At 75.1% G+C, this 11,207-nt stretch carries 11 protein-coding genes; 8 read left to right on the forward strand and 3 right to left on the reverse strand.

Annotated features, from left to right (window positions below; translation table 11 throughout):
- Positions 1–8 precede the first annotated feature (8 nt).
- Complete coding sequence (locus ACIQWR_RS10055) at positions 9–1,616, reverse strand: SDR family oxidoreductase (RefSeq protein WP_404006363.1); 1,608 nt, start codon at positions 1,614–1,616, stop codon at positions 9–11.
- Positions 1,617–1,828: 212 nt separating this feature from the next.
- Here ACIQWR_RS10055 and ACIQWR_RS10060 point away from each other — a divergent pair, with 212 nt between their 5' ends.
- The 8 genes from ACIQWR_RS10060 to ACIQWR_RS10095 all read left to right on the forward strand — a co-directional run bounded on the left by ACIQWR_RS10060 (position 1,829) and on the right by ACIQWR_RS10095 (position 9,948).
- Positions 1,829–3,112, forward strand: coding sequence for an NAD(P)/FAD-dependent oxidoreductase (locus ACIQWR_RS10060; protein WP_404006365.1), 1,284 nt, complete (start codon positions 1,829–1,831; stop codon positions 3,110–3,112).
- Entirely contained in the window at positions 3,109–3,906 is a 798-nt protein-coding gene (locus ACIQWR_RS10065) for a DUF1365 domain-containing protein (protein ID WP_404006366.1), read from the forward strand. Before ACIQWR_RS10060 ends, ACIQWR_RS10065 begins: the two co-directional genes overlap by 4 nt.
- Positions 3,903–5,228, forward strand: coding sequence for a class I SAM-dependent methyltransferase (locus ACIQWR_RS10070; protein ID WP_404006368.1), 1,326 nt, complete (start codon positions 3,903–3,905; stop codon positions 5,226–5,228). The genes ACIQWR_RS10065 and ACIQWR_RS10070 overlap by 4 nt, the downstream gene beginning before the upstream one ends.
- Entirely contained in the window at positions 5,228–6,037 is an 810-nt protein-coding gene (locus ACIQWR_RS10075; RefSeq protein ID WP_404006370.1) for a DUF1295 domain-containing protein, read from the forward strand. The genes ACIQWR_RS10070 and ACIQWR_RS10075 overlap by 1 nt, the downstream gene beginning before the upstream one ends.
- A 123-nt stretch (positions 6,038–6,160) precedes the next feature.
- Complete coding sequence (locus tag ACIQWR_RS10080; protein WP_354379367.1) at positions 6,161–6,640, forward strand: Lrp/AsnC family transcriptional regulator; 480 nt, start codon at positions 6,161–6,163, stop codon at positions 6,638–6,640.
- Between the two features lie 46 nt (positions 6,641–6,686).
- Positions 6,687–7,364 (forward strand): HAD family hydrolase, encoded by a 678-nt coding sequence (locus ACIQWR_RS10085; RefSeq protein ID WP_404006372.1) that lies wholly within the window; start codon positions 6,687–6,689, stop codon positions 7,362–7,364.
- Between the two features lie 82 nt (positions 7,365–7,446).
- Positions 7,447–8,808, forward strand: a complete 1,362-nt coding sequence (locus tag ACIQWR_RS10090) for a cytochrome P450 (protein ID WP_404006374.1) — start codon at positions 7,447–7,449, stop codon at positions 8,806–8,808.
- A 63-nt stretch (positions 8,809–8,871) separates the two neighbouring features.
- Positions 8,872–9,948: an FAD-dependent oxidoreductase gene (locus ACIQWR_RS10095; RefSeq protein ID WP_404006376.1), complete on the forward strand. Its 1,077-nt coding sequence runs from the start codon at positions 8,872–8,874 to the stop codon at positions 9,946–9,948.
- 39 nt (positions 9,949–9,987) lie between these two features.
- On the opposite strand, the gene mltG is transcribed toward ACIQWR_RS10095, so the two are convergent.
- Both mltG and ACIQWR_RS10105 read right to left on the reverse strand, forming a co-directional pair.
- Positions 9,988–10,833, reverse strand: coding sequence for an endolytic transglycosylase MltG (mltG, locus tag ACIQWR_RS10100; RefSeq protein ID WP_404006378.1), 846 nt, complete (start codon positions 10,831–10,833; stop codon positions 9,988–9,990).
- Positions 10,834–10,860: 27 nt separating this feature from the next.
- Positions 10,861–11,207 (reverse strand): transposase family protein (locus ACIQWR_RS10105; RefSeq protein ID WP_404006380.1); only part of this gene is annotated, 347 nt, incomplete at its 5' end.

Consider the following 11,207-nt stretch of genomic DNA (forward strand, 5'->3'; position numbering starts at 1 on the left):
GCTCCGCGTCAGGATGGGGGGCGACTGTCGTGCGGTACTTCGGCCCCGCCGGTCCCTTCGGATGCGACCGGGGGGACGGGGGTCGCGGGGAGGGCGGGGAGCGAGGCCGCCGCGCGGGCGATGTTGCGGGCCATGCCGCCGAAGACCACCGCGTGGAAGGGGGACACGCTCCACCAGTAGACGTGCCCGAGGAGCCCGCGCGGGTGGAACAGGGCGCGCTGGCGGAACCGGGCACCGGGGTGCCCGCCCGCCGCGCCCTGGCCCCGGCCGTCCTCCTCCACGTACAGCTCCAGCCAGGCGAGCCCCGGCAGCCGCATCTCGGCGCGCAGCCGCAGCAGCCGCCCCGGTTCGATCTCCTCCACCCGCCAGAAGTCGAGGGAGTCCCCCACCCGCAGCCGGGCCGCGTCGCGCCGGCCGCGCCGGATCCCGGCCCCGCCGACGAGCCGGTCGAGCCAGCCCCGTACCGCCCAGGCCAGCGGGAAGGAGTACCAGCCGTTCTCCCCGCCGATCCCCTCCACCACCCGCCACAGCGCCTGCGGCGAGGCGTCCACCTCCCGCTCCCGGCAGTCGGTGTAGAGGCTGCCGCCGGCCCAGTCCGGGTCGGTGGGCAGCGGGTCGCTGGGGGCGCCGGGGAGGGAGGCCGAGGACCAGCGGGTGCTGACGTCCGCCTCGCGCACCCGGCGCAGGGCCAGTGTCAGGGCCAGGTCGAAGCCGATCGGGGTGCCGGGCGGATCGGGGACGTGGCGCGCGATGTCGTGCTCGTCGCAGACCACCTCGTGGCGCAGGGACTCGGCCAGCGGCCGGGCCAGCGCCCGCGGCACGGGCGTGACCAGCCCGATCCAGTGGCTGGACAGGCGCGGGGTGAGCATCGGGACGCGCAGGATCAGCCGGTGCGGCAGACCCGCGACGACGGCGTAGCGCCGCATCATCTGCTCGTAGGTGACCACGTCCGGCCCGCCGATGTCGAAGGCGCGGCTGACGTCGGCGGGCATGGTGGCGGAGCCGACGAGGTAGCGCAGCACGTCGCGCACGGCGATCGGCTGGATCCGGGTGCCGACCCAACTCGGGGTGACCATCACCGGGAGCCGCTCGGTGAGGTAGCGCAGCATCTCGAAGGACGCCGAACCGGAGCCGATGATGACCGCGGCGCGCAGCACGGTGGTGGGCACGCCCGAGCCGAGGAGGATCTCGCCGACCTCGGCCCGTGAGCGCAGGTGCGGGGACAGCTCGCGCGGCGGGACCCCGGCCGGGGTCAGGCCGCCGAGGTAGACGATCCGGCGGACCCCGGCCGCGCGGGCCCGGGCGGCGAAGATCCGGGCGGCGGAGCGGTCCCGCTCCTCGAACCCGGGGCCGGTGCCCAGCGCGTGCACGAGGTAGTAGGCGACGTCGATCCCCCGCAGGGCGGCGGCCACCGAGTCCGCGTCGGTGACGTCCCCGCGCACCACCTCGGCGCGGCCGGCCCAGGGATGGTCGCGCAGCCGTTCGGGCGAGCGGGCCATGCAGCGGACCCGGTGGCCCGCGTCCAGGAGCTCGGGCACCAGACGGCCGCCGATGTATCCGGTGGCGCCGGTGACCAGGCAGGACAGCCCGCCGGTGGTGGTCGCGTGGTCGACCATCGCTCTCTCCCTTCGGCACTGCCGATCCCCTGTCGGCCGGACCTTCTCATGGTGCTTCGCGGCGGGCGGGGAGGGCGGATGCGGCGCGGTCCCGCATTGGGCCGAATGCCGGGGCATCCGAAACGGCTCCGGCTCCGAAGTACGGGTACGGGGGTGTCCGGCCCGCGTCGGCCGACCACCGGGGCCGCGACCACCGACGGCGAGGGAGCACGATGACGCAGCGAGGACAGGGGCGGCCGCGCACGGCGGTGATCGGCGGGGGCGTGTCCGGGCTGACCGCGGCGTACGTGCTCGCGCGCGCCCACGACGTGACCCTGTACGAGGCCGACGACCGGCTCGGCGGGCACGCGCACACCCACGAGGTCAAGGGGTCCGACGGGGTGGTCCGGTCCGTGGACTCGGGCTTCATCGTGCACAACGACCGCACCTACCCGCAGCTGCTGAGGCTCTTCGGCGAGCTGGGGGTGGCCACCCGGAGCACCAGCATGAGCATGTCCGTGCACTGCGAGGGGTGCGGGCTGGAGTACGCGGGGGCCCGCGGGCCGAGCGGTCTGTTCGCCCGGCCGCGCAATGCCGTGGACCCGGCGTACCTGGGGATGCTGGCGCGGGTCCCGGTGTTCCACCGGCGCGCGCGGCAGCTGCTGGCGGCCCCGCCGGACGACGATCCGACGCTCGGCGAGTTCCTGCGCCGGCACCGCTTCGGCGCCTACTTCAGCGCCCACTTCGCCATCCCGCTGGTGTCCTGCGTGTGGTCCTGTCCGGAGCACACCGCGCTGCGCTACCCGGCCCGGTACCTGTTCCGCTTCCTGGACCACCACGGCATGCTGTCGGTCGGCGGCTCACCGGACTGGCGGACCGTGAGCGGCGGTTCGGCCCGGTACGTGCGCCTGGTGCGCGACGCGCTGGGCACGGCGGCGGTGCGGACCTCGACTCCGGTACGGGCGTTGGCCCGCGGCGCGCAGGGGGTGCGGGTCACCCTCGGCGACGGCACCTGGGCGACGTACGACTCGGTGGTGGTCGCCGTCCACGCGGACCGCGCCCTGGCCCTGCTGGCCGATCCCACGCCGGCCGAACGCGCGACGCTCGGGGCGTTCGCGTACTCCCGCAACCGGACCGTGCTGCACACCGACGCGTCCGTGCTGCCGAGCGGCCCGCGCGCCCGGGCCTGTTGGAACTTCCGGCTCTCGGGCTGCCGGCCGGGCGACGCGCGGGTCCGGGTGAGCTACGACATGAACCGGCTCCAGGGGCTGGACGGGCCCGAGTCCTACGTCGTCACGCTGAACGCCGACGGCCGGGTGCGGCCGGAGCTGGTCCTGGCCGAGATGGACTACGCGCACCCGCTCTACACGCCGGAATCGGTGGCCGCGCAGCAGCGCCTGCCCGAACTGTCGGGGCCGGTGACGGCCTTCGCCGGGGCCTATCACGGCTGGGGGTTCCACGAGGACGGCTGCCGTTCGGGGGCCGCGGCGGCCGCCGCGCTGGGGGTGGAGTGGTGACGGCCCCGATCCGTGCGGCCCACCCCGCACCCGCCCCCGCGCCCGCCGTCGGCGCCGTGGACGGCGTCGAGCCCGCGCTGTACCCGTCGGTGATCACCCACGTGCGCTCGGGGCCCCACCCGTACGCGCTGCACCAGCGCACCTCGCTGTGGCTGGTGGACCTCGACCGGCTGCCGCGGCTGCCCCGGGTGCTGCGCGCGCTGGCCCGGTTCGACGCGCGGGACCACTTCGGCGGGGACCTGCCGTCGATCCGGGCGGGGTTGGACCGGTTCCTGGCCGCGCGGGGCGCGCCGCCCGCGGGCGGGCGGGTGCTGATGCTCGCGCACGCCCGGGTCCTGGGGCACGTCTTCAATCCGCTGTCCGTCTTCTGGTGCCACGGCCCGGACGGCGAGCTGCGCCACGTGGTCGCCGAGGTGCACAACACCTACGGCGGGCGGCACTGCTACCTGTTGGGACCCGAAGCGGCCACCGGCGCCGGGCACGCCCGCAAGGAGTTCTACGTCTCGCCCTTCCTGCCGGTCTCCGGGGACTACCGGATGCGGCTGCCGGTACCGGGTGAGCGCCTCGTCCTGACCGTCCGCCTCGACACGGGGGCCGGCACCCGGCTGACCGCGACCGTCCGCGGTGCGCGCCGGCCCGCCGACCCGGCCGGGGTGCTGCGCGCGGCGCTGCGCCGCCCCTGGCCCACCGCCGCCGTCTCGCTCGGCATCCGCTTCCACGGCATCCGGCTGTGGCTGCGCGGGGTGCCCGTCCAGCCCCGTCCCCCGCACGTCCCCCAGGAGGGTGTGAAGTGAGCACGCGCACGACGTCCACCACGGTCACGACCACGAGCCCGACGGCGCCCACGGGCCCGGGCTCGCCCGCGACCTCGCCCGCCCCGGACGGCGCCCCGGTCGTCCCCGCCGCCCCGCCGGTGCCCCGGTGCTCGCGCGTGCGGGCCGCCGTCGGCGGGCTGCTGATCCGGCGGGCCCTGGACCGGCTGCCGCTGACCGTCAGGCTGGCCCCGGAGGGCGCCGCGGGCCGGACCTTGGGGCGGGGCGGCCCGGAGCTCTCGGTGACCGATCCGCGGGCGTTCGTACGCCGGATCGCCACCGGCGGCCTGATCGGCTTCGGCGAGTCCTACCAGGCCGGCGAGTGGGACGCGCCGGACCCGGTGGCGGTGCTGACCGTCCTCGCGGGGAACGTCGCGTCGCTGATCCCGCCGTCCTTGCAGCGGTTGCGGGGTCTGTGGGCCGCCCGTCACCCCGACGCCGACCGCAACACCCCGGGCGGCGCCCGGAGCAACATCCGGCGCCACTACGACCTGTCCAACGAGCTGTTCGCCGAGTTCCTGGACCCCACCATGACCTACTCCTCGGCCGTGTTCGGCGCGCTGCCCGCCGACTGGTCGGGGCTGGCCGCGGCCCAGCACCGGAAGATCGACATGCTGCTCGACCGGGCCGGGGTCGGTCCGGGCACCCGGCTGCTGGAGATCGGCACCGGTTGGGGCGAACTGGCGATCCGGGCCGCCGGGCGCGGCGCCCGGGTCGTCTCGCTCACCCTCTCCTGGGAGCAGAAGGCGCTCGCCGAGCGGCGCATCGCGGCCGCGGGCCTGGCCGCGCGGGCCGAGGTGCGGCTGTGCGACTACCGCGAGGCGCGGGGGAGCTACGACGCGATCGTGAGCGTCGAGATGATCGAGGCCGTGGGCGTCGAGTACTGGCCGGCGTACTTCGGCGCGCTGGACCGGCTGCTCGCGCCGGGCGGGCGGGTGGCGCTCCAGGCGATCACCATGCCGCACGACCGGATGCTGGCCACCCGCACCACCTACACCTGGATCCAGAAGTACATCTTCCCCGGCGGGATGCTGCCGTCGGTGCGGGCCGTGGAGGACCTCGCACGGGCGCACACGCGGCTGCGGGTGGAGCGGTGCGAGGGCTACGGCGCGCACTACGCGCAGACGCTCCGGTTGTGGCGGGAACGCTTCGGCGAGCGCTCCGAGCGGGTCGGCGCGCTGGGCTTCGACGCGGCCTTCCGCCGGATGTGGACCTTCTACCTCGCCTATTCGGAGGCCGGGTTCGCCTCCGGGTACCTGGACGTGCACCAGATCGTGCTGGCCGAGCGGGACGGGGGCCGCTGATGGAATGGGCGGCCTTCGCGACCGGCCTGCCGGTGACGGCGGGCGCGGCCCTCGCCGTGCTGCTGGTCGCCTTCGCGCTGGGGGTGCGCCTCGGCCGGCACCGCGGGGTGGACGTGGCGTGGGGCGCGGCCTTCGCCGCGGTCGCGCCGGCCTCGTACGCCGCCTCCGCCGGGCACGGGGACGGCGGGCGCAGGCTGCTGTTGACCCTGCTCACCGTGGTGTGGGGGCTGCGGCTGGCCGGGCACATCGCCGCGCGCGGGCGCGGCCACGGCGAGGACCCGCGGTACGAGCGCATGCTGGCCCGGGCGGGGGCGGCGGGCTCGCGCGGGCGGAACCTGTACGCGCTGCGCATGGTCTACCTGCTCCAGGCGGCCCTGGTGTGGCTGGTGTCGCTGCCGGTGCAGGCGGGGCAGTACGTGACGGGCCCGATGGGGCCGCTCGCGGCGGTCGGCAGCGCCCTGTGGCTGCTCGGGATCACCTTCGAGGCGGTCGGCGACCACCAGCTGGCCCGGTTCAAGGCGGACCCGGCGAACCGCGGCCGGATCATGGACCGGGGCCTGTGGTCCTGGACCCGGCACCCGAACTACTTCGGGGACTTCTGCGTGTGGTGGGGCCTCTTCCTGATCGTCTGCGACTCCCCCGGCGCGGCCGCGGCGACGGTCGTGGCGCCACTGGTCATGTCGTACCTGCTCACGGCCGGCAGCGGCAAGGCACTGCTGGAGCGGCACATGGCGGGGCGACCGGGGTACGCGGAGTACCTGGAGCGGACCAGCGGATTCTTCCCCCGGCCACCGCGCGGGCGGCGCTGAGGGGACGGGCGGGGCGTACGGGCGGCGGCTCCGGCGGGCCGCCGGCCGCGCGGGCGGTCGTCGCACGAGCCGTTGGTACAGTCCGGGAGCCATCGCGACGCCCGACGGAAGGCCCCCGGACCCATGGCCGTGGACGAGCTGGACACCCGGATCCTGCGGCTGCTGATCGAGGAGCCGCGCACCAGCCTGCGCGAGTACGCGCGCCGCCTCGGCGTGGCGCGCGGCACCCTCCAGGCCCGCCTCGACCGGCTGGAGCGGACCGGGGTGATCACGGGCACGGGCCCGGTGCTGTCCCCCGCGGCGCTCGGGCACCCGGTGCTGGCGTTCGTGCACATCGAGGTCACGCAGGGGCACCTGGACGAGGTGGGCGAGGCGCTGGCCGCCGTGCCCGAGATCATCGAGGCCTTCTCGATCACCGGTGGCGGTGACCTGCTGACCCGGGTGGCGGCCCGGGACAACGCGCACCTGGAGGACGTGATCCAGGGGCTGATCCGGCTGCCGGGCGTGGTCCGCACCCGCACCGAGGTGGCGCTGCGCGAGCGGGTCGCGCACCGGCTGCTCCCCCTCGTCGAGTCCGTGGGCCGGTCCGCTCGCAAACCCTGACAGGATGGACGGGACACGTACGCAACCGGCAGGACGGGCACAACGGATGATTTCCGTCATATTCGATCTCGACGGCACCCTCGTGGACAGCGAGCCGAACTACTACGAGTCCGGCCGCCTCACCCTGGAGCGGCACGGCGTCGCCGATTTCACGTGGGAGGACCACGCGCGCTTCATCGGCATCGGCACCCTGGAGACGCTGGAGATCCTGCGCGAGCGGTACGCGCTGCGGGCCCCCGTCGAGCAGCTGCTCGCCGAGCAGAACGCGAGCTACCTGGAGCTGGCCCGGGCCCGGACCGACGCCTTCCCCCAGATGCGGAAGTTCGTGGAGCGACTGCACGGCGAGGGGGTCCCGATGGCGGTGGCCTCCGGGTCCTCGCGCGAGGCGATCGACGCCGTGCTCGCCGGGACCGGGCTGGACGCCCTGCTGACCACCGTGGTCTCCGCCGAGGAGGTCCCGCACGGCAAGCCCGCGCCGGACGTCTTCCTGGAAGCGGCGCGGCGGCTGGGGGCGCGACCGGCCGACTGCGTGGTGGTGGAGGACGCCGCCCCGGGAGCCGAGGCCGCGCACGCCGCCGGGATGGCCTGCGTGGCGATCCCGTACGTGGCGCGGAGCGCCGATGACCCGGCCTTCGCGACGGCGGGGCTGCTCTTCCGGGCCGGGCAGGCGCAGTTCTCGGCGGACGCGGCGTACGACTGGCTGAGCGCCCGCCGCGCCGCCTGAGCCGCAGCCCACCCGAGCCGTGACGGTGCGCGGCTCTGGCGCGGCTCTGGTGCCTTGGCGGGGGCGCTGCCACCATGCCTGCGTGACCGCCACCCTGCCGCCCGTGGGAGCCGAGCGCGGACCGCGCCGGTGGCCCCTGCTCGGGAACCTTCCCGCGTTCGCCCGCGATCCGCTGGCCTTCTTCGAGTCCTTGCGCGACGAGTACGGCGACTGGGTGCCCTGGGCGCTGGGGCCGCAGCGCAACGTGCTGGTCTCCCGGCCCGAGCACGCCGCCGAACTGCTGGGAGCCGTCGAGGGCAGCTTCAAGCCCTCGGAACTGGGCTGGGCCTTTCGGCAGTTGCTGGGCAACGGCGTGGTGGTGGCCACCGGTGAGGACTGGCGCCGCAAACGTGCGCTGGTGCAGCCCGCCGTCCGACCGCGCCAGGTCCGTTCGTACGCCGCCACGATGGTGGAGTGCGCGGACGCGCTGGCCGGCGGCTGGCGGGAGGGCCAGCGGATCGACGTGCACCGGGAGATGGCCGGGCTGACCCAACGGATCGCGGTGCGGACCCTGTTCGGTGGCGACGCCGCGGGCCGCGAGGCTCCCATCAGCGCGGCCATGGCCACGGCCCAGCGGGAACTGGGCGCGGAGTTCCGCGGGTTGACGCTGTTCCTGCCGCCCTGGGTCCGCACGCCGGGGCGGCGCCGGATGCGGGCTGCCGTGCGCGTGCTCGACCGGGAGATCGAGCACGTCGTACGGGAGCACGAGGCGGCCTCGGCGGCGGGCGAGGAGCGCGACGACCTGCTCAGCCGGCTGCTCGCGGCCCGCGACGAGCACGGCGGGCCGCTCTCGCGCACGGAGCTGCGGGACGAGTCGATCACCCTGTACATCGGCGGCCACGAGACCACTTCGACCACCTTGACCTGGGCCTGGCAGCTGCTGGCCGAGGCGCCGCAGGCGCGCGCCCGGCTCACCGAGGAGCTGGACCGGGTGCTCGGCGGGCGGCTGCCGACCTACGACGACTACCCGCGGCTGGTGTGGACGCAGCAGGTCGTGAAGGAGGCCCTGCGGATCTATCCGCCGATCTGGCTGATCTCCGCGGTGGCCACGCACGGCGCGACCATCGGCGGGCGCGAGGTGCCCGCCGGGACGCTGGTGTGGGCGAGCCCGTGGTCCGTGCACCGGGATCCGCGCTGGTTCCCGGAGCCGACGGCCTTCCACCCGGAGCGGTGGGACCCGGGCGCCGCGGCGGCGGTGACGGAACAGGCCTGGTTCCCCTTCGGCGGCGGCCCGCGGGCCTGCCTCGGGGCCCGCTTCGCGCTGGTCGAGGCGGCGTTGGTGCTGGCGGTGCTGGGCCAGCGGTTCCACCTGGACACCGGGGGGCGGCGGGCCGAGGTCTTCCCCGGCCTCACCCTCCAGCCGACGGGTCCGGTGCCGGCGGTCCTGCGGGCACACGGAGACTAGAGGTGTCTGACGGTTCGGCCCCCGGGCGGGAAGATCTCGGGGCCGCGCCCAGTTGGTACAACCGTGAACGATTTCGTGAGCGACGTGGACGTGGTGGTCATCGGCGCCGGACAGGCGGGGCTGTCCAGCGCGTACCACCTGGGGCGGGCGGGACTGGAGCACACGGTGCTGGACCACGCGCCCCGACCGGGCGGCGCCTGGCAGTTCCGCTGGCCCTCGCTGACCTACGGGAAGGTCCACGGCATGTACGCGCTGCCGGGGATGGAGCTGGTCGGCGCCGATCCGGAGCGCCCGTCCTCCGAGGTGATCGGGGAGTACTTCGCCGCGTACGAGGAGCGCTTCGGGCTGCGCGTACGGCGCCCCGTGGACGTGACGGCGGTGCGCGAGGGGGAGGCCGGGCGGCTGCTCGTGGAGTCCACCGCCGGGACCTGGTCGGCGCGGGCGCTGATCAACGCCACGGGGACCTGGGACCGGCCGTTCTGGCCGCGCTACCCGGGGCAGGAGACCTTCCGGGGCCGCCAGCTGCACACCGCGAACTACCCGGGGCCCGAGGAGTTCGCCGGCGCCCGGGTGATCGTCGTCGGCGGCGGCACGTCCGGGGTGCAGCACCTGCTGGAGATCGCCGGGGTCGCCGCGGAGACCACCTGGGTGACCCGGCGGCCCCCGGTGTTCCGCGACGGTTCCTTCGGCGAGGCCGAGGGGCGGGCCGCGGTGGCGCTGGTGGACGAGCGGGTGCGCCGGGGACTGCCCCCGCAGAGCGTGGTCAGCGTGACGGGGCTGCCGCTGAACGAGGCGGTGCGCGCCGGGCTGGCCTCGGGCGTCCTGGACCGCCTGCCGGTGTTCGACCGGATCACCCCCACGGGCGTGGCCTGGGACGACGGCCGGCGCGTGGACGCGGACGTGATCCTGTGGGCCACCGGCTTCCGGGCCGCGATCGACCACCTGGCCCCCTTGCACCTGCGCGAGCCGGGCGGCGGCATCCGTGTGGACGGGACCAGGGCGGTCCGGGACCCCCGGGTGCACCTGGTCGGCTACGGCCCCTCGGCCAGCACCATCGGCGCCAACCGGGCGGGCGGCGCCGCCGCTCGCGCACTGCGCCGCCTCCTCGCCCCGCCCGTCCCGGCGGGCGCCGCGGGGTAGCGGGGTAGCCGGGGTAGCGGGGTGCACACCAGACGCCCGCTACGCCTTGCGGGCGGCCGCGCGGTGCTTGTTGAATTCCGCGACGTGGCGCTTGTGTTCCTCGTAGGTCGCGGAGAAGCGGGTGTCACCCGGCTTCACGGTGACGAAGAACAGCCAGTCGCCCGGTGTCGGTGCGACCGCGGCCGCCATGGCCGTCGCGCCCGGGCTGTCGATCGGTGTCGGTGGCAGGCCCTGGCGCTCGTAGGTGTTGAAGGGGCTGTCGATCCGGGTGTCGCGCAGTGCGGTGTCCACGGTGGAACGGTTCAACGCGTAGTTGATCGTCGAGTCCATCTGTAGCGGCATCGATTTGGCGAGCCGGTTGTAGACGACCCGCGCGACCTTGCCCATGTCGGCCGGGGTGTCGGCTTCCGCCTGGATGACGCTGGCCAGCGTGGCCGTCTGGTAGGGGGTCATGCCCTGGGCCTTGGCTCCGGCGGCGACCGGCTTGGCGGCCAGTTTCTGATTGGCCGTCTGCACCATGTACGCGAGGAGCCCGGCCGGGGTGGTCTCCCGGGAGAGCGGGTACGTCGCCGGGAAGAGGAAGCCCTCCGGATTGCCTTTGGCCTCGGCGGGCAGCTCCAGTCCCGCTCGGGCGATCGCCGTCTTGGCCGAGCCCGCGGGGAGCTTCAGCTCTCGGTCGACCGCCGCGTACACCTGCGTGGCCCGCCACCCTTCGGGGATCACGAGTCGGCGCAGCTGCGGGGGTCTCTCCGTGCCCCCGTCCGACAGGAGGGGGACCACGACCACCGCCCCGGTCGCCACCAGCAGACCGATGAAGATCGCCAGTCGGCCCCGGCGGGTGACGCGGGTCCCGGGCCGCTTCGGCGGCCGGTGCTCTTGACGCATGCGGAAACGCTAAGGGCCTGCGGATTATTAACTCGCCGTCTTGATCTCCGGCGGGAGGGTGATGCCGACCGCGCTCGCGTGGTCGTAGGGATGTTGCAGTGTGGTGAGTTGGCAGCCGGCGGCCGTGATGGTGTGGTCCATCGTCTTCAGGAGCTGGCGGATGTCGCGGATGCGCCTGTTGATCGTCTCAGGGCAGACGCCGAAGAGGGTGGCGATGGCGACTTGGGGCAGGCCGAGCCGGTGGTGGAGGACGGTGGCCAGGAGCCGGTCGGCGAGGGTTAGCAGGGGGCGTCGGCCGGTGCCGGGGGCCTGGAGCCGTGGGCGGTGACCGCGCCGTTTATCCAGGTTCTTCTCGCGCTGGGACTCGTGGAGCG

Source organism: Streptomyces sp. NPDC098789, assembly GCF_044759975.1.
In the GTDB taxonomy this organism is placed as follows: Bacteria; Actinomycetota; Actinomycetes; order Streptomycetales; family Streptomycetaceae; genus Streptomyces.

Excerpts from the sequence above, each read along its gene's own strand:
- ACIQWR_RS10080 (WP_354379367.1), top strand. The coding sequence starts at position 6,161 with ATGGCCGTGGACGAGCTGGACACCCGGATCCTGCGGCTGCTGATCGAG.
- ACIQWR_RS10055 (WP_404006363.1), bottom strand. The coding sequence starts at position 1,616 with ATGGTCGACCACGCGACCACCACCGGCGGGCTGTCCTGCCTGGTCACC.
- ACIQWR_RS10085 (WP_404006372.1), top strand. The coding sequence starts at position 6,687 with ATGATTTCCGTCATATTCGATCTCGACGGCACCCTCGTGGACAGCGAG.
- ACIQWR_RS10075 (WP_404006370.1), top strand. The coding sequence starts at position 5,228 with ATGGAATGGGCGGCCTTCGCGACCGGCCTGCCGGTGACGGCGGGCGCG.
- mltG (WP_404006378.1), bottom strand. The coding sequence starts at position 10,833 with ATGCGTCAAGAGCACCGGCCGCCGAAGCGGCCCGGGACCCGCGTCACC.
- ACIQWR_RS10060 (WP_404006365.1), top strand. The coding sequence starts at position 1,829 with ATGACGCAGCGAGGACAGGGGCGGCCGCGCACGGCGGTGATCGGCGGG.